Below are 24063 nucleotides of genomic sequence, written 5' to 3' on the forward strand. Positions count from 1 at the left end.
CCCGCACATCCGGCCGGACCTTGCCCGACAAGGTCCGGCCGGATGTGTGTATGGTCACTTCGCGATTCTCGGGCAACTCGCCTCGAACGTAACCCTTCAACCGATTCGCACACCGGTGAAACCTGCCGTGCGACGGCCGTACGCCCTTGACAGCGGGATGTTTCATTGCCGACACATCGGGCCGGGTCCGGCGGATTGTGTTGCTGCGGACGCCCGACACGCCATAGAGTCGCCAGCTGTCGGCATGGTGCCACGCTGACCTGTCTAGAAGTTTCCTGGTCACCAAGGAGGTAAGACGACTTGTGAATGAGTCGACATTTACTCCCGGGGGTGGCCAACCAGGAATGCCTGCACGGGACCAGGAGCCCGCGGGGTTCGCGGCTGTCGGCTCCGTCGCTGTGCGCACCTTCGCAGCCCACCAGAGTCAGCAGGCGACTCACACTGCACACCAGAAGATGGATGGCCATCACGTGAACGCCATGGCCGGCGACGGAAGTGGCGCGCCCCACAACCACTTCGCCGACTACGACGAACTGCCCGAGGGGCACTTCTACGACCCCGACGCGGAGTACGAGCCCGACCCCGAGTACGCCGCCACTCTCGCGCCCGACGCGGCCAGACAGCGCCGGGAGCGTGTGGGCCCGACCGGGCGGCCGCTGCCGTACTTCCCGATCCCGGGACCGCTGCCCGAACACGGCCCCGCGAAGATCATCGCGATGTGCAACCAGAAGGGCGGCGTCGGCAAGACCACGTCGACCATCAACCTGGGTGCCGCGCTCGCGGAGTACGGACGCCGGGTCCTGCTCGTGGACTTCGACCCGCAGGGCGCGCTGTCGGTCGGACTCGGCGTCAACCCGATGGAACTCGACCTCACCGTCTACAACCTGCTCATGGAGCGGGGGATGGCGGCCGACGAGGTGCTGCTGAAGACGGCGGTCCCCAACATGGACCTGCTGCCCAGCAACATCGACCTGTCGGCGGCCGAGGTCCAGCTCGTCTCCGAGGTCGCCCGCGAGTCCACGTTGCAGCGCGCCCTGAAGCCGCTGCTGCCCGACTACGACTTCATCGTCATCGACTGCCAGCCCTCGCTCGGCCTGCTCACGGTGAACGCCCTCACGGCCGCGCACAAGGTGATAGTGCCTCTGGAGTGCGAGTTCTTCGCGCTGCGCGGTGTGGCCCTGCTGACGGAGACCATCGAGAAGGTCCAGGAACGGCTCAACCCCGAGCTGGAGCTCGACGGCATCCTCGCCACGATGTACGACTCGCGCACGGTGCACAGCCGTGAGGTGCTCGCGCGTGTGGTCGAGGCGTTCGACGACCACGTCTACCACACGGTCATCGGGCGCACGGTCCGCTTCCCGGAGACCACGGTCGCCGGTGAGCCGATCACGACGTACGCCTCCAACTCCGTCGGTGCCGCCGCCTATCGCCAGCTCGCCAGGGAGGTGCTCGCCCGGTGTCACGCCGAGTGAGTCTGCCGGGGGCCGACGAACTCTTCCGTACGACAGGGGGGATGGCGCTCCAGTCGTCCCAGCCCAGGCGTCAGGCCAACGGCGACGCCCGGGTGCCCGCTCCGGCGGGGGAGGGCGACGCGGCGGCGGCAGCGGCCCCGGAGGACGCGCCGCAGTCGGTGCCCGCGCAGGGCGGTGACGGCGAGGGCGCCGAACATGTCGCGGCGGACGCGGAGCCGGCCGAGGCCGGGGAGGCGCACAGCCGTTCCGCGACCGCCGAGCGCTCCGGCTCCGCCCGTCGGCAGACGGCGCAGGAAGGTTCTGCCGCCGGTGCCGCGGGGGGCGCGGGGGCCGCGCCCCGCAAGCGCGGGCGGAACGCCTCGCGCCGCCCCAGCGGCCGTGAGCGGCACGACGAGAAGATCACGGTCTACGTGTCGGCCGAGGAGCTCATGGACCTGGAGCACGCCCGTCTGGTGCTCCGCGGCGAGCACGGCCTGGCCGTCGACCGCGGGCGCATCGTCCGCGAGGCGGTCGCGGTGGTCCTCGCCGACCTGGAGACCCGCGGAGACGCCAGCATCCTCGTACGACGACTGCGCGGACGGTAGCGGTAGCCTGCGGGGGCCATGACCTCGAACGCTTCCCCACCTCCCCCCGGCGGCCCGGCCGGCCGCCGGCGTGCGCTGGGGAGGGGGCCGGGGGCTCCGCGGACGGCTCCGCCGGCTGAGCCGCAGGAGGTCGAGCCGACCCCTGCCCCGGAGAAGGCCGGTCCCGCGGCTCCGCGGGCCGAGCGGCCCGGGAGCGAGGCGGCCGAGTCGCCCATGCCTCCCGCGGAGAGCGACGGGAAGGCTCCTCCGGCCGAGCCGCAATCGGAGCCGGTCCGGTACGGAGCGCCGCCCGCGAGCGCGGCCGCCGCGGTGCCCGAGCCGGGCTTGTCGCCGCGTGGCGCCGGGCCTGTGGCGTCGTCGGCCGGTTCTCTGACTGGCACGGCCCCTGAGTCGGTGGACGCGTCCGGGCCGGAGGCGTTGCCTGCGGAGGCGGCTGGACCGGTTGCGCGGCCTGCGGGCACGGCCCGGCCCATGGAACCGCCTGTGGACACCTCCGGTCCCTTGGCGTCGGCTGCGGACGCGGCCGGTCCCTGGGCGCCGCCTGTGGACGTGGCCGAGCCTCTCGGGCGGTCTGCGGGCGCGGGTGGGCCGGTGCCCGAGCCGGGCTTGTCGCCGCGCGGCGCCGGGCCTGTGGCGTCGTCGGCCGGCTCTCTGACTGGCACGGCCCCTGAGTCGGTGGACGCGTCCGGGCCGGAGGCGTTGCCTGCGGAAGCGGCGGCCACGGCCCTTGGGTCGGTGGATACGGTCGGGACCTCGGCACCGCTCGCCGGCACCTCCGAGGCCCTTGGGCCGGTGGATACGGCCGGGGCCTCGGCACCGCCCGCCGGCACCTCCGAGGCCCTTGGGCCGGTGGAGACGGTCGGGACCTCGGCACCGCTCGCCGGCACCTCCGGTCCCGTTGCGCCGGCTGCGGGCGCGGCCGAGTCCGTCGCGTCGCCTGCGGGTGCTGCCGGGCCGGGGTTCGTGGGGGAGCTGAGTGGGGCTGCTGCCGGGACGCCGGCCGCGGATGCGGCGACCGCGGCCGAGAGGGCTTCCGCGCCCGCCCCGGGCCGTGACGCCGAGGCTCAGGCGGACGGCGGGGTCTTCAAGGTCCGGCTCGCCAACTTCGAGGGGCCCTTCGATCTGCTGTTGCAGTTGATCTCGCGGCACAAGCTGGACGTCACCGAGGTCGCGCTGTCGAAGGTGACCGACGAGTTCATGGCCTACATCCGGGCGATGGGGCCGGACTGGGACCTGGACGAGACGACCGAGTTCCTGGTCGTCGCCGCGACCCTGCTCGATCTGAAGGCCGCGCGTCTGCTGCCCGCCGCCGAGGTGGAGGACGAGGGCGATCTCGCGCTGCTCGAAGCGCGGGACCTGCTGTTCGCCCGGCTGTTGCAGTACCGCGCGTACAAGCAGATCGCCGACATCTTCAGCGGCCGCCTCGACGACGAGGCCCGGCGCTACCCCCGTACCGTCGGCCTCGAAGCGCACCACGCCGAGCTGCTGCCCGACGTCGTCATCAGCATCGGGGCGGAAGGATTCGCCAAGCTCGCCGTGAAGGCGATGCAGCCGCGGCCCAAGCCGCAGGTCTACGTGGACCACATCCACGCCCCGCTGGTCAGCGTGCAGGAGCAGGCGCAGATCGTCGTGGCCCGGCTCAGAGAGCTCGGTGAGGCCGGCTTCCGGGACCTCGTGGCGGACACCGACGACACCCTGACGGTCGTGGCGAGGTTCCTCGCGCTGCTGGAGCTGTACCGCGAGAAGGCCGTCGCGCTGGAGCAGGAGACCGCGCTCGGGGACCTGCTCGTGCGGTGGACCGGCGGGGACGGGGACGAGGCACCGACCGTCACCGACGAGTTCGACCGGCCGCCCGAGCCGCCGAAGGAGGAGAAGAAGGCGTGAGCGAGCGAACGACCGATCTGCCGGCCGGGACGCGCAGTGTCGCCGATCTCGACCTCAAGCCCGCCCTGGAGGCCGTCCTCATGGTGGTGGACGAGCCCGCGACCGAGGAGCACCTCGCGAAGATACTGGAGCGGCCCAGGCGCCAGATCGCGGACGCCCTGCGCGAGCTGGCCGACGAGTACACCGTCCAGGGCCGCGGTTTCGAGCTGCGGTACGTCGCGAACGGCTGGCGCTTCTACACCCGGGCAGCCTTCGCGCCGGCCGTCGAGCGCTTCGTCCTGGACGGCCAGCAGGCCCGTCTCACCCAGGCCGCCCTGGAGACCCTGGCCGTCGTCGCCTACCGGCAGCCGGTCAGCCGCAGCCGGGTCTCGGCCGTCCGCGGAGTCAACTGCGACGGGGTCATGCGCACCCTCCTCCAGCGCGGTCTCATAGAGGAGGCGGGCACGGAACCCGAAACAGGTGCGATCCTGTACAGGACGACGAACTACTTCCTGGAGCGGATGGGCCTGCGCGGTCTGGACGAGCTCCCGGAGCTCGCGCCCTTCCTCCCGGAGGCGGAGGCGATCGAGGCCGAGACCCAGGAAGGCGTACCGTCGTTCGACCCGGACGCGCCTGACGACGACGTGCCGGGCAGCCGCCCGGCCACCCCGGGTACCGACGACGAAGACGACCAGACGGAACTTTGATGCGAAGCAGCGGCAGCGGCAAGAGCGGCGGACGCGGTAACCACCGCGGCGCCGGCAACAACAGGGACCAGAAGCAGGGGCAGGGCCGCCCCAGCAAGCCCCGCCCCGAGGAGCGCCGCTACGACGTGGGCCCCGGGGCGACCAAGGACGGTCCCAAGTCCGGACGGGGCGGCTCCGCCCGAGGCGGCGCCAAGGGCGGGCCCAAGCAGCCCCAGAGGCAGGGGCGTACGGCCCCGGCGCGCCCGCGCGAGTACGAGGCGCAGGTCGAGGAGCGCAACCGCGACCGGTACGCCGGGAAGAAGGAGGTCAAGCTGCCCAAGACCTTCCCCGGCGCCGAGCAGGAGGGCGAGCGGCTTCAGAAGGTCCTCGCCCGGGCGGGCTTCGGCTCCCGGCGGGCCTGCGAGGAGCTGATCGAGCAGGCCCGGGTCGAGATCAACGGCGAGATCGTCCTGGAGCAGGGGCGGCGCGTCGACCCCGAGAAGGACGAGATCAAGGTCGACGGGCTGACCGTCGCCACGCAGCGCTTCCAGTTCTTCTCGCTGAACAAGCCCGCCGGTGTCGTCTCGACGATGGAGGACCCGGAGGGCCGGCAGTGCCTCGGTGACTACGTCACCAACCGCGAGACCCGGCTCTTCCACGTCGGCCGGCTCGACACCGAGACCGAGGGCGTCATCCTGCTCACCAACCACGGTGAGCTGGCCCACCGGCTGACGCACCCGAAGTACGGTGTGAAGAAGACCTACCTCGCGCACATCGTCGGCCCCATCCCGCGCGACCTGGGCAAGCAGCTCAAGGACGGCATCCAGCTGGAGGACGGCTACGCCCGCGCGGACCACTTCCGGGTCGTCCAGCAGACCGGCAAGAACTACCTCGTCGAGGTCACCCTCCACGAGGGCCGCAAGCACATCGTGCGCCGGATGCTGGCGGAGGCCGGCTTCCCGGTCGACAAGCTGGTCCGGGTCGCCTTCGGGCCGATCACCCTGGGCGACCAGAAGTCGGGCTGGCTGCGGCGGCTGTCCAACACCGAGGTCGGGATGCTGATGCAGGAGGTCGACCTCTAGACCTTGTGAGCGACCCGCACCCCCTTTTATAGTCGTGCTGACTATTAAAGGGGGTGCTGCTGCGTGGACGGCTACGACAAGTACGCCCACGAACCCTTCGCCGTCACCGTCGATCTGGCCGTGTTCACCCTCCGGGAGGACGCGCTGCACGTGCTGCTCGTCGAGCGCGGACAGGAGCCGTACGCCGGGCGCCGGGCCCTGCCCGGCGGATTCCTGCGGCCGGACGAGTCCGCGGAGACGGCCGCCCGGCGCGAACTCGCCGAGGAGACCGGTCTGTCCGACGTCTCGGGGCTGCACCTGGAGCAGCTGCGGACGTACAGCGAGCCCGGCCGCGACCCCCGGATGCGGGTGGTGTCGGTCGCCTTCGCCGCCCTGCTGCCCGACGCTCCCGAGGTGCACGGCGGCAGCGACGCGGCCCGGGCCGACTGGGTGCCGTACGGCACGGCGGGTCCGCTCGCCTTCGACCACGACCGCATCCTGACCGACGCTCACGACCGCGTCGGCGCCAAGTTCGAGTACACCTGCCTCGCCACCGCCTTCTGCCCGCCCGAGTTCACCCTCGGCGAGCTCCAGCAGGTCTACGAGACCGTGTGGGGTACCGAGCTGGACCGGCCCAACTTCCGGCGCAAGGTGCTCGCCACGCCGGGCTTCGTCGAAGCCGTCCCGGGCGCCGCGCGACTGACCGGCGGCCGCGGCAAACCCGCCGCTCTGTACCGCGCCGGAACCGCCACCGCCCTCCACCCGCCTCTCCTCCGGCCCACCCGGGAAGGACGCCCCGCATGACCACGCTCGTCCACAAGCAAGCCGCCACCGGAGCGCTCACGGGCCTGGCCCTCGGGGATGCGCTGGGCTTTCCGACCGAGTTCAACGACGTCCCCTCGATCCTGGCCAAGTGCGGGCCCTGGCGGCAGATGCGCCTTCCGGCCCCGGCGATCGTCACCGACGACACGCAGATGACGCTGGCGCTCGGGCGGGGGATACGGACAGCGATGGACCGGGGCGTGCTCGGGCCCCAGGGGATGTCCGAGGCGGTACGTCAGGAGTTCATCGCCTGGAATCGTTCTCCGGAGAACAACCGAGCCCCCGGCAACACCTGTCTGCGAGCCTGCGCGCTGCTGGAGCAGGACCGCCCCTGGCAGGACGCCAGTCAGATCGAATCCAAGGGCTGCGGCGCCAACATGCGCGTCGCGCCCCTGGGTCTCGTCCCCGGCCTCAGTGACGAACAGCGCGCGGGCGCCGCCCAGTTGCAGTCCGCCCTCACCCACGGGCACCCCACCGCGCTCGCCGCCTCCGACCTCACCGCGCACGCCGTGCGTCTGCTCGCGCAGGGCGCCGAGCCGACCGGGCTGATCGGCCTGCTCCGCTCCTACGCCCTGGAGAACCGCGGCCGCTACCACGAGCGCTGGCTCGGCGACCTGTGGCGGCGGGCCGGAGACCCGAGCCCCGAGCGGTTCATCGCGCGCGGCTGGGACGAGTGCCTGGAGGTCCTCGAACGGCTCCGGCACGCCGTGCGCACCGTCTCGCCGGAGACCGACCCGTGTCTGGCCACCGGCGAGGGCTGGATCGCCGAGGAGGCCCTGGCGACCGGGCTGCTGTGTTTCCTGCTCTTCGTCGACGAACCGGTCACGGCCCTGCGCCGCGCCGCCTGCACCGCCGGCGACTCGGACTCGATCGCCTGCCTGACGGGCGCTTTCGCGGGCGCATACCTGGGTGCGGAGGCCTGGCCCACCGAATGGGCCGACCGCGTCGAGTACCGGAGCGACCTGCTGACCCTCGGGGCGCTGTGGGACGCGTGACACCGCAGAGCGGCCGACGGGTCCTCACGTCAGGCGAATCGCGTTTCCCTCCACGGTGATCTGCTCGGCGGGCAGCGGCCGGGTCGCCGGGCCCTGGGACACCGCGCCGTCGGCGATCTTGAACTTGCTGCCGTGGCAAGGGCAGTTGATCGTGCCGTCGGAGACGGATCCCACCGTGCAGCGCTGGTGGGTGCAGATCGCCGAGAAGGCCTTAAACCGGCCCTGCTCCGGCTGGGTCACGACGACTTCCTCGTCCTTGAAGATCTTGCCGCCGCCGACCGGGATCTCGTCGATGTTGGCCAGGACCTGGCCGGCGGGGGCGCTCGTCGCGTCCTGGCCGGTGGGGGAGCTCGTCGACTCGGAACCGTTGTCGTCGCCCCCGCCGCCGCAGGCCGCGACGAGCGCCGCCGCGCCCGTGGCGCCCGTCGCGAGGAGAACCGTGCGGCGTGTGGTCTCGTGGGTCATGTCGTCACTCCGGAAAGCGCAAAAGGGACCAAAACGGCATTTGCATCATCTTTGCACTGAACTTGGTCAAAGGTATCGATCCTGGCGTCTCAGCGAGCGGGCGCCGCGCACCCGGTCCGCGCGGGCTGACTAGGCTGGTCGGACGTAGAGCGACACGCACGTCAGCAAGGAGCATCGCCGTGGCGGTACGAGCGGTCCGGGGCGCCGTCCAACTCGAACGGGACGAGGCCGGGCACATGGACGAGCAGGTCGGAGCCCTGCTCACGGAGATCCTCGAACGCAACGATCTCGCCGCCGACGACCTGATCAGCATCTGGTTCACGGCCACGCCCGACCTGCACAGCGACTTCCCGGCGGCGGCCGCCCGCAAGCTGGGCATCGTCGACGTGCCGCTGATCTGCGCCCAGGAGCTGGACGTCGAGGGCGCCATGCCGCGTGTCGTCCGGGTCCTCGCGCACGTCGAGTCCGGCCGGCCCCGCGCCGACATCGCCCACGTCTACCTCGGCGCCGCGGGCGCCCTGCGCAAGGACATCGCCCAGTGAGGACCGCACTCGTCATCGGAGCCGGCCTCATCGGCACGTCGGCCGCGCTGGCCCTGGCCCAGCGGGGCGTCACCGTGCACCTCGCCGACCCGGACCCGGAGCAGGCCCGTACGGCCGCCGCCCTCGGCGCCGGCACGGACGAGGCGCCGGACGGGCCCGTCGACCTCGTGATCGTCGCCGCCCCGCCCGCGCACGTGGCGGACGTGCTCGCCGACGCCGTCCGCCGCGGTGCGGGACGCGGCTACCTCGACGTCGCCAGCGTCAAGGGCGGGCCGCGCCGCGAGCTGGAGGGACGCGGCCTCGACCTGTCGGCGTACATCGGCTCGCACCCCATGTCGGGCCGCGAGAAGTCCGGCCCGCTCGCCGCGAGCGCCGACCTCTTCGAAGGCCGCCCCTGGGTGCTGACCCCGACCCGGGACACCGACACCGAGGTGCTGAACCTGGCCCTGGAGCTGGTCTCGCACTGCCGGGCCGTGCCGGTCGTCATGGACGCCGACGCCCATGACCGGGCCGTCGCCCTCGTCTCCCACATGCCCCACCTGGTCTCCAGCCTGGTCGCCGCGCGGCTGGAGCACGCCGAGGAGTCCGCCGTGCGACTGTGCGGGCAGGGCATCCGCGACGTGACGCGGATCGCCGCCTCCGACCCCCGGATGTGGATCGACATCCTCTCCGCGAACCCAGCGCCGGTCGCCGACCTGCTCACGGACGTCGCCGCCGACCTGGAGGAGACCGTACGGGCCCTGCGCGCCCTCCAGTCCTCCGACGACCACAAGCGCCGCGAGGGCGCCGGCGGGATCGAGGACGTGCTGCGGCGCGGCAACGCCGGGCAGGTCCGCGTCCCCGGCAAGCACGGGTCCGCGCCCCGGGCCTACGAGGTCGTGGCCGTGCTCATCGACGACCAGCCCGGACAGCTGGCCCGGATCTTCGCCGACGCGGGTCTGGCCGGGGTCAACATCGAGGACGTGCGGATCGAGCACGCGACGGGGCAGCAGGCCGGTCTGGTGCAGCTGATGGTGGAGCCCAAGGCGGCCCCGGTGCTGAGCGCCGCGCTGCGCGAGAGGGGCTGGGCGATCCGTCAGTAGGGCGTGCCGGACGGGACCGGCCGACGCGCGGCCGGACGAGTGACGCGAACCCAGTAACCTTGTGCGGGGCAGACGCGCCCTCACCCCGCCGAGCCCGGTTCAGGAAGGTCCCCAACTGTGGAAAGCGCCACGCCAGTGATTGTCGCCATCGACGGCCCCGCCGGCACCGGCAAGTCGAGCACCTCGAAGGCCGTGGCGGCCCAGCTCGGGCTGAGCTACCTGGACACCGGCGCCCAGTACCGGGCGATCACCTGGTGGATGGTGAGCAACGGCATCGACATCGACGACCCCTCCGCCATCGCCGCCGCCGCGGGCAAGCCCGAGATCGTCTCCGGTACCGACCCGGACGGCCCGGCCATCACGGTCGACGGCGTGGACGTGGCGGCCCCGATCCGCACCCAGGAGGTCTCCTCCAAGGTCAGCGCGGTCAGCGCGGTGCCCGAGGTGCGCGCCCGGATCACCGAGTTGCAGCGCTCGATCGCCGCCTCCGCGGAGAAGGGCATCGTCGTCGAGGGCCGGGACATCGGCACCACCGTGCTGCCCGACGCCGACCTCAAGGTCTTCCTCACCGCCTCCCCGGAGGCGCGCGCCGCCCGCCGCAGCGGCGAGCTGAAGGGCTCCGACGTCCACTCCACCCGCGAGGCCCTGATCAAGCGGGACGCCGCCGACTCCAGCCGCAAGACCTCCCCGCTCGCCAAGGCGGACGACGCCGTCGAGGTGGACACCACCGAACTGACGCTGGCCCAGGTCATCGAGTGCGTCGTCACCCTCGTCGAGGAGAAGCGGGCCGGAAAGTGACCGATCTGCCTTCGGCGCGGGGTGCCGAGGTCGGGCGGCGCATCGGCGTCGGCCTGATGTACGGGTTGTGGAGGCCACGCGTGCTCGGCGCCTGGCGGGTGCCCGCGAGCGGACCTGTGATCCTCGCGGTCAACCACTCCCACAACATCGACGGCCCGATGGTCATGGGCGTGGCGCCCCGGCCGACGCACTTCCTGATCAAGAAGGAAGCGTTCATCGGGCCGCTGGACCCCTTCCTGCTCGGCATCGGGCAGGTCAAGGTCGACCGCGACACCACCGACCGCACGGCGATCACCCACGCGCTGGGCGTCCTGGCGGGCGGCGGCGTGCTCGGCATCTTCCCGGAGGGCACCCGGGGCGAGGGCGACTTCGCCTCGCTGCGGGCCGGCCTCGCGTACTTCGCGGTGCGCAGCGGCGCCCCGATCGTCCCGGTGGCCGTGCTGGGAAGTTCCGGCAAGCCCGGACGGTTGATAAAGGCGCTGCCTCCGCTGCGCTCCCGCGTCGACGTCGTCTTCGGCGAGCCCTTCGAGGCGGGCGACGGCAGCGGCCGCCGGACGCGCAAGGCGCTGGACGAGGCGACCGGGCGCATCCAGAAGCAGCTCGCGGCCCACCTGGAAAACGCCAGGCGCCTCACCGGGCGCTAGGCGACACTGAGTAGTGGATCAGCCCGGAACAGCGGGTACTCCACCGACCACCACGATGAACTACGAGGTACGGACTTCATGAACGACCACATCCAGCCCGACGGCTCGGACGCCGCCCCCGACGGCGCGTACGAGCACGACCACGGGGCGCTCGGCGACGCCGAGTACGCGGAGTTCATGGAGCTCGCCGCCGAGGAGGGCTTCGACCTCGAAGACGTCGAAGGCGCCATCGAGGCGGCCGGGCACGGCCCGCTGCCCGTCCTCGCCGTCGTCGGCCGCCCCAATGTCGGCAAGTCGACTCTGGTGAACCGCATCATCGGGCGCCGCGAGGCCGTCGTCGAGGACAAGCCCGGCGTCACCCGCGACCGGGTGACCTACGAGGCCGAGTGGGCGGGCCGCCGCTTCAAGGTCGTCGACACCGGCGGCTGGGAGCAGGACGTCCTCGGCATCGACGCCTCCGTGGCCGCCCAGGCCGAGTACGCCATCGAGGCCGCCGACGCCGTCGTCTTCGTCGTCGACGCCAAGGTCGGCGCCACCGACACCGACGAGGCCGTCGTCCGGCTGCTGCGCAAGGCCGGCAAGCCGGTCGTGCTCTGCGCCAACAAGGTGGACGGCCCGAGCGGCGAGGCCGACGCGGCCTACCTGTGGTCGCTGGGCCTGGGGGAGCCGCATCCGGTCTCCGCGCTGCACGGCCGCGGCACCGGCGACATGCTCGACCAGGTCCTTGAGGTGCTCCCCGAGGCGCCGCGCGAGACGTTCGGCGGGGGCGGCGTCGGCGGCCCGCGCCGCATCGCCCTCATCGGACGCCCCAACGTCGGCAAGTCCTCCCTGCTGAACAAGGTGGCGGGCGAGGAGCGCGTCGTCGTCAACGAGCTGGCGGGCACCACCCGCGACCCGGTCGACGAGCTGATCGAACTCGGCGGCGTCACCTGGAAGTTCGTCGACACCGCGGGCATCCGCAAGCGGGTCCACCTCCAGCAGGGCGCCGACTACTACGCCTCGCTGCGCACGGCCGCCGCCGTCGAGAAGGCGGAGGTCGCGGTCATCCTGATCGACGGCTCCGAGTCCGTCTCGGTGCAGGACCAGAGGATCGTCACCATGGCCGTCGAGGCCGGCCGCGCGATCGTCATGGCGTACAACAAGTGGGACACCCTCGACGAGGAGCGCCGCTACTACCTGGAGCGGGAGATCGAGACCGAGCTCGGCCAGGTGGCGTGGGCACCGCGGGTGAACGTCTCGGCACGCACCGGACGGCACATGGAGAAGCTGGTCCCGGCGATCGAGACGGCCCTGGCGGGCTGGGAGACCCGGGTCCCGACAGGCCGGCTGAACGCCTTCCTCGGTGAGCTGGTCGCCGCGCACCCGCACCCCGTCCGGGGCGGCAAGCAGCCGCGCATCCTGTTCGGCACGCAGGCGGGCACCAAGCCGCCGCGGTTCGTGCTGTTCGCCTCCGGTTTTATCGAGGCGGGCTACCGGCGCTTCATCGAGCGCCGGCTGCGCGAGGAGTTCGGCTTCGACGGGACGCCGATCCACATCTCCGTGCGGGTGCGCGAGAAGCGCGGCAAGAAGAAGTAGCGCGCAGCACGGGAAAGGGCGGCCCCGTTCGGGGCCGCCCTTTCCCGTGTCCGGTGCTCGCTCAGACGCCGCCCCGCCGCACGGGCGGCAGCGCGGCCGGTACGTGGTGCATCCCCGTGCTGTGTGCGGCGACGGTTCCGACACGCTGCCACTGCGGCTGCTGCCCGGCGGCATGGCGGGCGCTCTGGGCGCCCGCGCTGTAGGCACTGTAGGAGCTGCCGTACGCCCCTGTGTACGAGCCCGAGCCGTGCGGGGTGTTCCCGAATGCGGTGAATCCCAGCTTCTCCTCGCCGCTGCGGTCGCCGGGCAGTGCGCGGAAGGACTTGACGTACTCGGCGTAGAGCGCGTCGTAGATCGGCGTGGCCGATGGGCCGCCCTGGGCGTCCTGAGCCGATCGCGCGGACGGGATCGGCGAGAAGGACTGGCGGCGGGGAACGTCGTATGCGTGCACGTATGTCCAAACGACCCCGCGGGTCAAGGGATGCGGCCCGGGTACGGCTTTCGCGGGTCTGCGGCGTGCTCGGGTGACGGGCGGCTCAGGTGCCGGCCAGCGGCAGCGCCGAGCCGACCAGCTTTCCGTTCGCCGCCGCCTTGTCCAGCGCGTCCCGCAGCAGGTCCTCGCGCGGCTGGCGGCCGATCGAGCCGGCGGGCGCGGCGAACATCAGCACCTGCTGGTGCTTGTTGGCGGCCGCGCGCCAGCCGTCGGTCACCTGGAGCGGCTGGTGCGCCTGCCACCAGGCCACCGGCTGGCCGCCGTTGCTGCCCGGCTGGAGCACCGCGTGCAGCTGGCCCACGGCGAGCAGCACCGACCAGCCGTGCAGCACCGGAGGCACCGCCGACAGCTCCGACAGCGGCATGAAGCCCTGCTCGATGAGCAGCGGCAGGAAGTCGTCGCCGGTGCCGGTCGTGCCGGGCCGGGCGATGGGCCCGGTCGGCTCCACCACCAGGGCCGGGTGGAGCTCCCCGCCGATCAGGACGAGCCCGCTGGTCACACCGAGCACCGCCTGCTCGGGAACCGCCTTGTCGGGCACCACCCGGTCGGGCTCCAGGTCGACGGTGTCGCCGGCGATGGACTTCACGGCGCCCCGCAGCTGCTCCTCGGTGACCTGCACGACCTGCGAGGGCAGACAGCCGGAGTGGGCGAAGGCGAGGACGGCGGTCTCGTCACCGATGAACAGAACGGTGCTGGTGCGCTCCTGCTCGGAGTCGCCCGGTGTGCGGCAGGACGTGCAGTCGTAACTGCCCGGGGCGGTCTCTCCGGCGAGCAGGCGGTCGGCTTCTTCGTCGCCGATCTCGGCGCGTACCTCGTCGCTGACGTCGAGCATGCGCGGCACGGGTGGCTCCCTCGGGGATGCGGTGCGTGGCAAAGCCGGGTGGCTCCCGGCCCGTGGTCCGGGTCGGTCCCGGCTCATGAAGAAGACAACGGGCGATCTGTGGCGGGAGTCACGCCCCAGGGCGAACGGAATCGAACCAACCGGCGCGCAGGGTCACGCTTCGCGCGGAATCGCACACTCCCGGTCAACTCGCTGTTGTGTAAAGGGCGTTGAAGGGGTGAAGTGGGTCACAGGCAGACGGGGGAGTTGGTGAACAAATCCGGAAATCCGCGAATGAAGTGGGTGTCCGGAAATGGCTGTTACCCAAGGTATCGGTGAACTGGCCTGCCCGGACGGGCGACTGGTTGATGCCGGCCTCCGACCTCCTTAGATTCCTCCGCCGTGTGCAACGAGCACCGCTCGGGTACGTCCACCGGCCGCCGGGTTCCCAGGAACCCGGCGCGGCACCGCACCGGTGGACGGGGCGAGCGCGACCCTCGCGCCCCATGGCGCGGGAGTGGCGCTCCGCCTTGGGGGATCCCGGGTGTTTCGAAGGGGACCTATATGTCCGAGTGTGCCGATTCCTCTCGCCCCGATGCCCGCAAGAGCCAGGTTCGTACGACGGCGGTCCTCGCCGGGGCGGCACTGCTCGCGCCCCTCGGACTGCTCGCCGCGACCGGGAACGCCGCGGCGGCCGACAGCGGGGTGTGGGACCGCATCGCCCAGTGCGAGAGCGGCGGCAACTGGCACATCAACACCGGCAACGGCTACTACGGCGGACTCCAGTTCGCCGCCTCCACCTGGAACGCCTACGGCGGCACGGCCTACGCGCCCACCGCTGACCGGGCGAGCAGGTCCCAGCAGATCGCCGTGGCCACCAAGGTCCAGCGCGCCCAAGGGCGGGGCGCCTGGCCGACCTGCTCGGCACGAGCCGGGGCGAGCGGCGGCGCACCCGCCGCCGACCCCGTGACCTCCACCGCGCAGGCCCCGGCGAAACCGCCGAAGGCACCGGCGCGTTCCACGGAACACGCGGACCGCGGCTCCTCCCGCGGTGACTACACCGTCCGCCGGGGCGACACGCTGAGCGGTGTCGCAGCCCGGCACGGGACCACCTGGCAGCGCCTCTACGCCGTCAACAAGGACGCCATCGGCGGGGATCCCGACGTGATCGTGCCCGGCCTGCGCCTCAGGTTCTGAGACGCCGCTCCCCTTCGCCGGGCCACGGGCCCCGTCCGGTCGCCGACCGGACGGGGCCCGCGCGTCCGGCAGCAGCCCGTGAGTTCGCCCGGCGTCAGCCCGTGAGCTCGTCCGGCATCAGCCCGTGAGTTCGCCCGCCTCCCCGGCGAACACGACGTTCCCGCGGCGCAGTTCGTAGACGATCGCGGACCGGTCCCGCAGGACGGGCGGCAGCCGCTGCTCGGCGACCACCACGCACGCCTCCAGTGCGCCCAGCAGCTCGTACGTCCGGGCCGCGACCGAGGGCGACATGCCCTGGGCGGGCTCGTCGACGAGCACCACGCGCGCGCGGGCGAGCAGGGCGCGGGAGAGGGCGAGCATGCGCTGCTCCCCGCCCGAGAGGGTGCCGGCGCGCCGCTCCAGCAGCGACCGCAGCTGCGGGTAGGCGTCGAGGGCCGGGGTGTGGTCGCGCGCGGCGAGTGCGAGGTTCTCGCGCACGGTGAGCGAGCCGAACACGGCCTGCCGCTCCGGCACCAGGCACAGTCCCCGCCGGGCCCGTTCGTACGCCGGGACGCGGGTCACGTCCGTGCCGTCCCACACCACCGTGCCGCCCGACAGCGGCACGGTGCCGGCCAGGGCGCGCAGGGCCGTGCTGCGGCCGGACCCGTTGCGCCCCAGCAGCACGGTGAGGCCCGGGCCGGGAGCGGCGAGGGTGATGCCGTGCAGCGCTTCCAGGGGGCCGTAGCGCACGCGTGCGTGGCGCAGGGAGACGGTCGTCATCGGCCGGCCCCCGGTTCCAGGGCGTCCAGCACGCGTCCGGGCGGGCCGGAGGCGACGATCCGCCCCGCGGTCATCACGTGCACGACGTCGGCGAGTCCGGCCACCAGGTCCAGGTCGTGCTCGACGACGAGGAAAGCCGTGCCGTCGGCGGCCAGGGCCTTCAGGACCCGGGTCAGGGCGGTCACTTCAGCGGTGTCGAGCCCGGCGGCGGGCTCGTCGAGGAGCAGGACCCGGGGGCTTCCCGCGAGGGCCCGGGCCAGTTCGACGCGGCGCAGCGTCCCGGTGGGCAGCCCGGCGGCGGGCCGAGCGCGCAGGGGGCCGTCGAGCCCGAGCAGCCTGAGGGCGCGCTCCACGGCCCCCGGGTCGGTCACCCGGCCCTGCTCGGCGCCGACGCGGACGTTCTCGGCCACGGTCAGCGACGGGAAGACGGCCAGTTGCTGGAACGTCCGTGCGACACCGAGCCGGGCCCGGGCGTGGGCGGGCAGCGCGGTGATGTCCCGCCCGCCGAGCAGCACGGTCCCTCGCGCGGGCGGCAGCGTCCCTGCCAGACAGTGGAACAGGGTGCTCTTCCCGGCCCCGTTGGGCCCGACGACCGCCGTGATCCGGCCGGGGGAGAGCTCCAGATCCACCCCGTCGAGGGCGGTGAAGCCGCCGTAGCGGGCGTGGAGGCGGCGGGCGGTGAGGAGGGGAGTGGCGGTCGGGGTCGGGGCCGCCGGGACGTCTCCTTCGTGCGCCGGGGCGTACGGCCGGGTACCCGGGCCCGGGGCTGACCTGGTCCGGGGGGCTGGTGAGGGCTTGAGTCTCGGCTCGCGCCGGGCGGGTGCTCCAGCCCTGTGGGCCACGCGCGTCGCCCCGGCCGGTACCCGGGCCCTCGCAGCCGTCTGCGGCTCCGCCGGGCTCAGGAGTCGGCGGGCACGGGCGCCCGCCGGAGTCAGGGCGGGTGTGCGGCGCGGACGGAGACGTTCCGCGGCCGTGCGCAGGGCCTCGTACGGGCCGTCCGGGAAGCGGCCCACCAGAATCGCCAGGACGCCGATCAGGGCCGCCGCGACGCCGCCCCGGGTGCCCGCGTCCAGCCCGACCAGGAGAGCCGCCGCTGCGAGGGCGCCGAGCGTGCTGTCGGCGCCCAGCACCACCACCGCTGCGAACCACAACAGGCCGCGCACGGGGTCGTAGGCGGCGGCGTCGAAGGCGCGCAGACCCATGCCGAGCATGCCGCCGCCCAGCGCGGCCAGCGCCGCGCCCGCGACGAAGGCCAGCAGCTTGAGGGACGGCACCCGGACTCCCGCCGCCTGCGCGCCCCGCTCGTGATCCCGCATGGCGGCGAGGGCCCGGCCCGTCCGCCCCCGGCGCAGCGCGTGCGTGGCCAGCAGCGCGCCCGCCAGCAGGACCAGCTCCAGGACGTAGTACGCCCGGTCCCCGTCGAAGCCCGCCGGGCGGCCGAGCGTGAGGCCCGCCGTGGCGTACGGCTGGGCGAAGACGAAGCGGCTCACCCCGACACCGACCGCGAAGGTCGCGAGGGCCAGCGCCAGGCCCCGGCGGCCGATCGCCGGCCAGCCCGTCAGCAGACCGAGCGGCGCCACCAGGACCACCGACACCACGAGGGCCGCCAGCTCCGGCAGGCCCGGCAGCCCTGGGAAGCGGCCCGCCGCCAGCAGCGCCGTGAACAGGGCGCCCAGGCCCGCGTACGCCGCCTGCCCCAGCGAGATCTGGCCGCCGCGCCCGGTGACGACCACCAGCGACAGCAGGATCACGGCCAGTGCAGGCACCTGGACCGAGGTGTGCAGATCCTGGCCGGCGAGCCCCAGCGGCAGCAGGAACAGCACGAGCACCACGATCCAGGCGCCCGGCGGGGTCGCCACGCGGGCCGTGGCCGTGCGGGGCAGCGCGTCCCGCTCCCCGACGCCCGGCAGGACCAGCGCCGCTACCAGCAGCGCGACGACGAACAGGTTCGTGCCCACCGCCTGGAGCAGCGGCTCGGCCCAGCCCGTCGGGTGCAGCCGCGTCAGCTGGCTCTGCGCCACCCCGATGCCCAGCGCCACCACCACCGCGACGGGCAGGCTCCGCATCCGCGCGGCCACCGCGACCGCCACGACCTCCATGACCAGCAGCGAGAGGCCGTACGGGTCGAGCCGCACGTACGGTGCCAGCAGCACCCCCGTCAGACCGGCCGTGAACGAGCCGAACGCCCAGCCCGTTGCCGCGACCCGGTCCGCGTCGATACCGCCCAGCACGGCGAGCCGCCGGTCGTCGACCACGGCCCGCAGCTCCCGCCCGAACCGCGTCCGGCGGACCACCGCGGCGACCCCGGCGGCCAGCACCAGCACCACCGCCAGCTGCCCCCACGGCTCGTCCGGCACCAGCACCGGCGCGTCGTCCCGCGCCCCCTGCCCCCACAGCAGCGCCGCCCCGCCCACCAGCAGCACGAACACCCCGATGGACGCCACCAGCGTCTGCGCGGGGTCGCCGCCCAGGACCGCCAGGGGCCGGAAGACGAACCGTTCCAGGACCACCCCGAGCCCCGGCGCCAGCACCAGCAGCGTCACCGCCGCACCGAGCCACAGGGGCCAGCCCCACTCGACCACGCACTGCCGCAGCACGTACGCGCACACCATCGCGATCGCGCCGTGGGCGAAGTTCAGCACGCCCGTCGCGCGGTACGTCACGATCAGGCCGATCCCGGTCAGCGCCGCCGCGCTGCCCACCGAGAGCCCGGCGAGGGTGAGGTCGTACGTCAGTGACGACATCAGTCGGTTTCTTCGGCCGGCTCGCAGATCGGGCAGGGGTCCAGCTCACCGCTCGCCACCAGCTTGGAGTCCACCGGCACCGCCTCCGCCTTGCCCGCGACCAGCGGGCAGTCCGCGCGGTGCCACAGCGTGCCGCCCGGCACCATCAGCAGGTCGCCGCTGACCGCGAGCGGCGCGAGCGCGGCCCGGCCGGCCGCCTCCGGCTCGTCCGGCTCCGCCGCCACCAGCAGGTGGTACAGCTCCTCCACGCGCGCGGCGGCGATCGGCTCCCGGCCCCGGGCGAGCAGCACCGCCCCGGCGACGATCAGCGCGGCACCGGGAATCGTGCAGGAGGCGAGGTAGGGCAACTGCCGTTCGGCGTAACGCTCCCCGGAGACTCCGTACCAGCCGACGACGCACAGCACCGCGCCGGCGGCCAGGGCGGTCCAGCCCGCCCACAGGACGGGATGCACGGTCCGCAGTCGGCTGGTCCGCATCGCTGGCTCCCACACATCGGATTCGGCTGTGCGTGCGTCGGGCTGCCTGTTCAAGTCCGCCGATCGCTTGCACTATGCCCTGTGGAAGCTGACCCTGAAAGCACCGGGCGCACATGGCCCGGACCGACACCCGGTGGTGAGCCAGATGGTTCTCGGCAGCGACCTCGAGCGGGGGAACGCGACGGGGGGTCCACGCACCGCGCGACGGGGTACGGCGATCGCCGCCGCCCTGATCCTGGCCCTCGCCCCGGCCATGGCGGCCTGTAGCGACGACAGCGGCGGCGGCAGCGAGGCCACGCCGCCCACCCCGACCGCGGAGCGGACCACGAGCGCCCCGGCCTCCGCGCCGGCGGACCGGGCCGCGGCGGAGGCGGAGATCCGGCAGAACTGGCAGAAATTCTTCGACCCGAAGACCTCGACCGAGGAGAAGCAGGCCGTCCTGGAGAACGGCGACCGGATGGGCCCGGTCCTCCAGGCCTTCAGCGGTGACGAGCGCGGCGGGCAGGTTCAGGCGAAGGTCACCAAGGTCGAGTTCACCTCGGCGACCGGGGCGGACGTGACGTACACACTCACCCTGAAGGGCGCCACCGCCCTGCCCGACGCCTCCGGAAGCGCCGTCGAGCAGGACGGCACCTGGAAGGTGTCCGCCAAGACGCTGTGCGCGCTGGTGCAGCTGAGCGGCAATGCATCGCCGATCCCGGGCTGCTGAGGCCCTGGTCGCGGTGCTGCTGCTCGCCCTGAGCGCGGCCTGCGGCAGCCGGCTCCCGGAGAGCGACTTCGACCACGACGACCGTACCCGCCCGCCCCGCGACCCCGTGCCCCTGCGGGTCGGCATCATCACCAGCGCCACCAGCCCGGTCGGCGGCAGCGCCTTCACCGGCCCGCGCGACGGCGCCAAGGCCTTCTTCGACCGGCTCAACGCGCGCGGGGGCGTCGACGGCCGCCGGGTCGAGGTGCGCGGTTGCGACGACGGCGGCAGCGGCGTCGGCAACAACGAGTGCGTGCACCAGCTCGTGGAGAAGGACAAAGTCGTCGCCCTGGTCGCCACCACCGCCCTGGACTACGCGGGAGCCTCCCGGGTCGCCCGTGCGCGCGTGCCCGATATCGGCGGCCAGCCCATCGGCACCGCCTACGACACCTTCCCGCACCTCTACGGCATCTACGGCAGTCTCGCGCCCCGCGACGGCACCCCCGGCTGGGACGGGAAGCTGTACGGCGGCACCGAGGTCTACCGCTACTTCAAACGCGAGCACGGCGCCCGCACGGCCGCCGTCGTCTCCTACAACCAGTCCGCCTCGGCCGCCTACGCCCGGCTCGTCGAGCGGGGCCTGCGCGCCGAGGGCTACGAGGTCGTCACCGAGCAGGTCGACTTCGCCCTGCCGAACTTCCGCGCCGTCGCCGCCGATCTGAAGGAGCAGGGCGCCGACCTGGTGTTCGACGCGATCGACGGGCACGGCAACGCCCGGCTCTGCCAGGCCATGGACGAGGCCGGCGCCGACGTCACCGCCAAGGTGACCAACGTGCAGAACTGGACCTCCACCGTCGCCGACGACTACAAGGACGCGCCGCGCTGCCGCAACGCCCTGTGGGCGACCGGCGCCAGCCGCAACTTCGAGGACACCGGCCACCCGGCCGTACGGGAGTTCCGCGAGGCGACGAAGGACTTGAAAACGCACTCCCAGTGGCAGCTGGAGGGGTGGGCGGCCGCGCGGTGGTTCACGGACGCGGCGAAGTCCTGCGCGAACACGGGCATCACGCGCGCGTGCGTCGACGCCTTCATGAACCGCAGCCAGGGCTACACCGCCGGGGGACTGCTGCTCCCCGTCCGCTTCGAGCGCCTGCCCGAGCCGCCGAGGAGCAGCAGGACCTGCCTGTCGGTGGCCCGCTGGCAGGACGGCGAGGGCTGGGTGGGCCAGGGGGACATGAACCGCACCTGCTTCACCGTCCCGCAACTGGCCTACGCGCCTTGAGGACAGTCCTTGTCCGCAAGGCCTGGCAGACTCGCCCCATGTTGGAGACCTCGGCCCGTCTGCTGCGTCTGCTGTCCCTGCTCCAGGCCCACCGCGAGTGGTCCGGCGCCGACCTGGCCGGCCGGCTCGGCGTCAGCGCCCGCACCCTGCGCCGGGACGTCGACCGGCTGCGCGAACTCGGCTACCCGGTCAACGCCAGCCCCGGCACCGGCGGCGGATACCAGCTGGGCGCGGGCGCCGAACTGCCGCCGCTGCTCCTGGACGACGACGAGGCCGTCGCCGTGGCGGTCGGGCTGCGTACGGCCGCCGGGCAGGGCATCGACGGTATCGGCGAGACCTCGGTCCGGGCCCTCGCCAAGCTGGAGCAGGTGCTGCCGGACCGGCTGCGCCGCCGCGTGGGAGCCCTGAACGCCTTCACCGTGCCGATGCTGCGCAGCACGCTGCCCTCGTCCGTCGACCCGGCCGTGCTCACCGAACTCGCCCACCTGTGCCGGGACACCGAACGGCTGCGCTTCGAGTACCGCGGCCACGACGGCACCCCCAGCCGCCGCACGGTCGAACCGCACCGTCTGGTGTGCACCGAGCGCCGCTGGTACCTGGTCGCCTGGGACCTCGACCGGGACGACTGGCGCACGTTCCGCGTGGACCGGGTCACGCCCAGGCCGCCGCACGGCCCGCGTTTCACCCCGCGCAAGCCGCCCGCCGAGGACCTCGCCGCCTACGTCTCCCAGGGCGTCTCCACGCGCGCGTACGCCACCCACGCCGTCGTGCGGCTCCTGGTGCCCCTGGAGGAAGCAGCCGAACACATCTCGCCCTCCGCCGGAGTGCTGGAGGCGGAGAGCGCGGACACCTGCCTGCTGCGCTGCGGCGCCGGCAGCCTCGACGTGATGGTCATCCACGTGGTGATGCTGGGCTTCGACTTCGAGGTGCTGGAGCCGGACGGGCTCATCGAGGCGATCAGGACGACTCGGGACCGGCTTGATGGCGCTCTGGCTCGGGCTGCGCAGTCACCGCCGCGTACTCGGGATGGTGCAGGTCGAACGCCGGCGACTCGGAACGGATCCGGGGCAGCGTCGTGAAGTTGTGCCGCGGCGGCGGGCACGAGGTCGCCCACTCCAGGGAACGGCCGTAGCCCCACGGGTCGTCCACCTGGACCTTCTCGCCGTACTTGGCCGTCTTCCACACGTTGTAGAGGAACGGCAGCGTCGACATGCCGAGCAGGAACGCGCCGATCGTCGACACCGTGTTGAGCGCGGTGAAGCCGTCCGCCGCGAGGTAGTCGGCGTAGCGGCGGGGCATGCCCTCGGCGCCCAGCCAGTGCTGCACCAGGAACGTGGTGTGGAAGCCGACGAAGAGCACCCAGAACTGGATCTTGCCCAGTCGCTCGTCGAGCATCTTCCCGGTGAACTTCGGCCACCAGAAGAAGAACCCGGCGAAGATCGCGAAGACGACGGTGCCGAAGACGACGTAGTGGAAGTGCGCCACCACGAAGTACGTGTCCGTCACGTGGAAGTCCATCGGCGGCGACGCCAGGATCACCCCGGTCAGGCCGCCGAACAGGAACGTGACCAGGAAGCCCGTCGCCCACAGCATCGGCGTCTCGAAGGACAGCGAGCCCTTCAGCATGGTGCCGGCCCAGTTGAAGAACTTCACCCCCGTCGGCACCGCGATCAGGAAGCTCATGAAGGAGAAGAACGGCAGCAGCACCGCACCGGTGGCGAACATGTGGTGCGCCCACACGATCATCGACAGGCCGGTGATCGCCATCGTCGCCCCGACCAGCGTCAGATAGCCGAACAACGGCTTGCGGCTGAAGACCGGGATGATCTCCGTGATGATGCCGAAGAACGGCAGCGCGATGATGTACACCTCGGGATGGCCGAAGAACCAGAACAGGTGCTGCCACAGGATCGCCCCGCCGTTGGCCGCGTCGAACACCTGCGAGCCGAACCGCCGGTCCGCCTCCAGCACCAGCAGCGCCGCCGCGAGCATCGGGAAGGCCATCAGGATCAGGATCGACGTGAACAGGGTGTTCCACACGAAGATCGGCATCCGGAACATCGTCATGCCCGGGGCGCGCATCCCGATGATCGTGGTGATGAAGTTGACCGCGCCGAGGATCGTGCCGAAGCCCGACAGCGCCAGCCCCATGATCCACAGATCGGCCCCGATCCCCGGCGAGCGTTCCGCGCTGTTGAGCGGAGCGTAGGCGGTCCAGCCGAAGTCCGCCGGCCCGGAGGGCACCAGCAGCGAGCCGAGCACGATCAGCCCGCCGAACAGGAACAGCCAGTACGAGAACATGTTCAGCCGTGGGAAGGCCACGTCGGGCGCGCCGATCTGCAACGGCATCAGCTCGTTGGCGAAGCCCGCGAAGGTCGGCGTTGCGAACAGCAGCAGCATGATCGTGCCGTGCAGCGTGAACGCCTGGTTGAACTGCTCGTTGTCGATGATCTGGAGACCGGGGCGGGCCAGCTCGGCGCGCATCAGCAGCGCCATCGCTCCGGCGACCAGGAAGAACACGAACGACGTGATCAGGTAGAGATGGCCGATCTTCTTGTGGTCCGTCGTCGTCAGCCAGTCGACCACCACCCGCCCGTGCCGCGTCCGCGGCTCGGACGGCGCCGCCGCCTGTACGGTCTGCGTCCCCATCGCTCGCTCGCCCCTTCGCTGATCGCGCCCCGGGCCCGCCGCAGCCCGCGCCTCACGTACCCGCGAGCTCACGCCATGATGCTCGCGTCACCGCGCGCTCCGACAGGGGGCGTATCGGCCTCCGCATGCCGAAGTCATGCCTTTCCTGTGCCGCGCCGGCTACGCCCGGCCGGTGCGGCACAGGAATGGAATGGAGCCCCGGAGGCACTTCACCCGGCACTTTCCGCCGAACTTTTCCATGAGCTCATGTGACACGCGGGAATTCCGATCGAATGCCTGCGGAAGGCGTACGGAACCGCTCGTCCGTGTGACGGACAGCTCCCGAAACGCCTGTCGTGATCTTGTGACAGAAGCGTGACGGGGGGC

General features: G+C 72.6%; 22 protein-coding genes and 1 pseudogene. 16 read left to right on the top strand and 7 right to left on the bottom strand.

Annotation, left to right across the window (positions count from 1 at the left end; genetic code table 11):
• Positions 1–344: 344 nt before the first annotated feature.
• From AB0E85_RS29085 to AB0E85_RS29115, 7 genes are all read left to right on the top strand, one after another.
• Entirely contained in the window at positions 345–1472 is a 1128-nt protein-coding gene (locus AB0E85_RS29085; protein ID WP_078625596.1) for a ParA family protein, read from the top strand.
• Positions 1457–2056, top strand: coding sequence for a hypothetical protein (locus AB0E85_RS29090; protein WP_361933113.1), 600 nt, complete (start codon positions 1457–1459; stop codon positions 2054–2056). The genes AB0E85_RS29085 and AB0E85_RS29090 overlap by 16 nt, the downstream gene beginning before the upstream one ends.
• A 792-nt stretch (positions 2057–2848) precedes the next feature.
• Positions 2849–3940 carry a segregation/condensation protein A gene (locus AB0E85_RS29095; RefSeq protein ID WP_361933197.1) on the top strand — a complete coding sequence of 364 codons (1092 nt, stop codon included), beginning with the start codon at positions 2849–2851 and terminating at the stop codon, positions 3938–3940.
• Positions 3937–4626: an SMC-Scp complex subunit ScpB gene (gene scpB / locus AB0E85_RS29100; RefSeq protein ID WP_361933116.1), complete on the top strand. Its 690-nt coding sequence runs from the start codon at positions 3937–3939 to the stop codon at positions 4624–4626. Before AB0E85_RS29095 ends, scpB begins: the two co-directional genes overlap by 4 nt.
• A complete protein-coding gene (locus AB0E85_RS29105) occupies positions 4626–5687 on the top strand; it encodes a pseudouridine synthase (protein WP_361933119.1) in 1062 nt (353 codons plus the stop codon). Before scpB ends, AB0E85_RS29105 begins: the two co-directional genes overlap by 1 nt.
• 63 nt (positions 5688–5750) lie before the next feature.
• A complete protein-coding gene (locus tag AB0E85_RS29110; protein WP_361933122.1) occupies positions 5751–6470 on the top strand; it encodes an NUDIX domain-containing protein in 720 nt (239 codons plus the stop codon).
• Positions 6467–7483, top strand: coding sequence for an ADP-ribosylglycohydrolase family protein (locus AB0E85_RS29115; RefSeq protein WP_361933125.1), 1017 nt, complete (start codon positions 6467–6469; stop codon positions 7481–7483). Before AB0E85_RS29110 ends, AB0E85_RS29115 begins: the two co-directional genes overlap by 4 nt.
• A 24-nt stretch (positions 7484–7507) precedes the next feature.
• Here AB0E85_RS29115 and AB0E85_RS29120 read toward each other — a convergent pair whose 3' ends face one another.
• On the bottom strand, positions 7508–7948 hold the full coding sequence (locus AB0E85_RS29120) for a Rieske (2Fe-2S) protein (protein WP_361933127.1): 441 nt from the start codon (positions 7946–7948) through the stop codon (positions 7508–7510).
• Between the two features lie 179 nt (positions 7949–8127).
• Here AB0E85_RS29120 and aroH point away from each other — a divergent pair, with 179 nt between their 5' ends.
• The 5 genes from aroH to der all read left to right on the top strand — a co-directional run bounded on the left by aroH (position 8128) and on the right by der (position 12589).
• On the top strand, positions 8128–8490 hold the full coding sequence (gene aroH, locus AB0E85_RS29125) for a chorismate mutase (RefSeq protein ID WP_361933129.1): 363 nt from the start codon (positions 8128–8130) through the stop codon (positions 8488–8490).
• Positions 8487–9572 carry a prephenate dehydrogenase gene (locus AB0E85_RS29130; protein WP_361933132.1) on the top strand — a complete coding sequence of 362 codons (1086 nt, stop codon included), beginning with the start codon at positions 8487–8489 and terminating at the stop codon, positions 9570–9572. Before aroH ends, AB0E85_RS29130 begins: the two co-directional genes overlap by 4 nt.
• A gap of 117 nt (positions 9573–9689) precedes the next feature.
• Positions 9690–10370, top strand: coding sequence for a (d)CMP kinase (cmk, locus tag AB0E85_RS29135; RefSeq protein ID WP_361933135.1), 681 nt, complete (start codon positions 9690–9692; stop codon positions 10368–10370).
• On the top strand, positions 10367–11014 hold the full coding sequence (locus AB0E85_RS29140; RefSeq protein WP_361933137.1) for a lysophospholipid acyltransferase family protein: 648 nt from the start codon (positions 10367–10369) through the stop codon (positions 11012–11014). The genes cmk and AB0E85_RS29140 overlap by 4 nt, the downstream gene beginning before the upstream one ends.
• Positions 11015–11092: 78 nt before the next feature.
• Entirely contained in the window at positions 11093–12589 is a 1497-nt protein-coding gene (gene der, locus AB0E85_RS29145) for a ribosome biogenesis GTPase Der (RefSeq protein ID WP_361933139.1), read from the top strand.
• A gap of 61 nt (positions 12590–12650) precedes the next feature.
• Here the strand turns inward: der and AB0E85_RS29150 are convergent, their stop codons facing one another.
• Positions 12651–13040, bottom strand: coding sequence for a hypothetical protein (locus AB0E85_RS29150; RefSeq protein ID WP_361933142.1), 390 nt, complete (start codon positions 13038–13040; stop codon positions 12651–12653).
• An 85-nt stretch (positions 13041–13125) separates the two neighbouring features.
• Positions 13126–13923: a hypothetical protein gene (locus AB0E85_RS29155; protein ID WP_361933145.1), complete on the bottom strand. Its 798-nt coding sequence runs from the start codon at positions 13921–13923 to the stop codon at positions 13126–13128.
• 543 nt (positions 13924–14466) lie between these two features.
• On the opposite strand from AB0E85_RS29155, the gene AB0E85_RS29160 reads away from it, so the two are divergent.
• Positions 14467–15099: a transglycosylase family protein gene (locus AB0E85_RS29160; protein WP_361933148.1), complete on the top strand. Its 633-nt coding sequence runs from the start codon at positions 14467–14469 to the stop codon at positions 15097–15099.
• Between the two features lie 117 nt (positions 15100–15216).
• Here the strand turns inward: AB0E85_RS29160 and AB0E85_RS29165 are convergent, their stop codons facing one another.
• The 3 genes from AB0E85_RS29165 to AB0E85_RS29175 are packed head-to-tail and all read right to left on the bottom strand — an operon-like array spanning position 15217 to position 19078.
• Positions 15217–15858 carry an ATP-binding cassette domain-containing protein gene (locus AB0E85_RS29165; protein ID WP_361933151.1) on the bottom strand — a complete coding sequence of 214 codons (642 nt, stop codon included), beginning with the start codon at positions 15856–15858 and terminating at the stop codon, positions 15217–15219.
• Entirely contained in the window at positions 15855–18602 is a 2748-nt protein-coding gene (locus tag AB0E85_RS29170) for an ATP-binding cassette domain-containing protein (RefSeq protein ID WP_361933154.1), read from the bottom strand. The genes AB0E85_RS29165 and AB0E85_RS29170 overlap by 4 nt, the downstream gene beginning before the upstream one ends.
• Positions 18602–19078: a hypothetical protein gene (locus AB0E85_RS29175; RefSeq protein ID WP_361933156.1), complete on the bottom strand. Its 477-nt coding sequence runs from the start codon at positions 19076–19078 to the stop codon at positions 18602–18604. Before AB0E85_RS29175 ends, AB0E85_RS29170 begins: the two co-directional genes overlap by 1 nt.
• Positions 19079–19223: 145 nt before the next feature.
• On the opposite strand from AB0E85_RS29175, the gene AB0E85_RS29180 reads away from it, so the two are divergent.
• Genes AB0E85_RS29180 through AB0E85_RS29190 form a run of 3 tightly spaced genes read left to right on the top strand, consistent with a single transcriptional unit; the run spans position 19224 to position 22127 of the window.
• Complete coding sequence (locus tag AB0E85_RS29180) at positions 19224–19787, top strand: hypothetical protein (RefSeq protein ID WP_361933158.1); 564 nt, start codon at positions 19224–19226, stop codon at positions 19785–19787.
• Positions 19762–21048, top strand: coding sequence for an ABC transporter substrate-binding protein (locus tag AB0E85_RS29185; RefSeq protein ID WP_361933160.1), 1287 nt, complete (start codon positions 19762–19764; stop codon positions 21046–21048). The genes AB0E85_RS29180 and AB0E85_RS29185 overlap by 26 nt, the downstream gene beginning before the upstream one ends.
• 38 nt (positions 21049–21086) lie before the next feature.
• Entirely contained in the window at positions 21087–22127 is a 1041-nt protein-coding gene (locus AB0E85_RS29190) for a YafY family protein (RefSeq protein ID WP_361933162.1), read from the top strand.
• A gap of 43 nt (positions 22128–22170) precedes the next feature.
• Here the strand turns inward: AB0E85_RS29190 and ctaD are convergent.
• Positions 22171–23697, bottom strand: a pseudogene (gene ctaD / locus AB0E85_RS29195) (cytochrome c oxidase subunit I); the annotation flags it as partial.
• Positions 23698–24063: the final 366 nt, after the last annotated feature.

The sequence above is a fragment of the Streptomyces sp. NPDC029044 genome, from assembly GCF_040637495.1.
Classification (GTDB): Bacteria; Actinomycetota; Actinomycetes; order Streptomycetales; family Streptomycetaceae; genus Streptomyces.

Coding starts and splice junctions, on each gene's coding strand:
- AB0E85_RS29180 (WP_361933158.1), top strand. CDS start 19,224: ATGGTTCTCGGCAGCGACCTCGAGCGGGGGAACGCGACGGGGGGTCCA.
- AB0E85_RS29170 (WP_361933154.1), bottom strand. CDS start 18,602: ATGTCGTCACTGACGTACGACCTCACCCTCGCCGGGCTCTCGGTGGGC.
- AB0E85_RS29085 (WP_078625596.1), top strand. CDS start 345: ATGCCTGCACGGGACCAGGAGCCCGCGGGGTTCGCGGCTGTCGGCTCC.
- AB0E85_RS29120 (WP_361933127.1), bottom strand. CDS start 7,948: ATGACCCACGAGACCACACGCCGCACGGTTCTCCTCGCGACGGGCGCC.
- AB0E85_RS29105 (WP_361933119.1), top strand. CDS start 4,626: ATGCGAAGCAGCGGCAGCGGCAAGAGCGGCGGACGCGGTAACCACCGC.
- AB0E85_RS29175 (WP_361933156.1), bottom strand. CDS start 19,078: ATGCGGACCAGCCGACTGCGGACCGTGCATCCCGTCCTGTGGGCGGGC.
- AB0E85_RS29165 (WP_361933151.1), bottom strand. CDS start 15,858: ATGACGACCGTCTCCCTGCGCCACGCACGCGTGCGCTACGGCCCCCTG.
- AB0E85_RS29190 (WP_361933162.1), top strand. CDS start 21,087: ATGTTGGAGACCTCGGCCCGTCTGCTGCGTCTGCTGTCCCTGCTCCAG.
- AB0E85_RS29160 (WP_361933148.1), top strand. CDS start 14,467: ATGTCCGAGTGTGCCGATTCCTCTCGCCCCGATGCCCGCAAGAGCCAG.
- der (WP_361933139.1), top strand. CDS start 11,093: ATGAACGACCACATCCAGCCCGACGGCTCGGACGCCGCCCCCGACGGC.
- AB0E85_RS29115 (WP_361933125.1), top strand. CDS start 6,467: ATGACCACGCTCGTCCACAAGCAAGCCGCCACCGGAGCGCTCACGGGC.
- AB0E85_RS29185 (WP_361933160.1), top strand. CDS start 19,762: ATGCATCGCCGATCCCGGGCTGCTGAGGCCCTGGTCGCGGTGCTGCTG.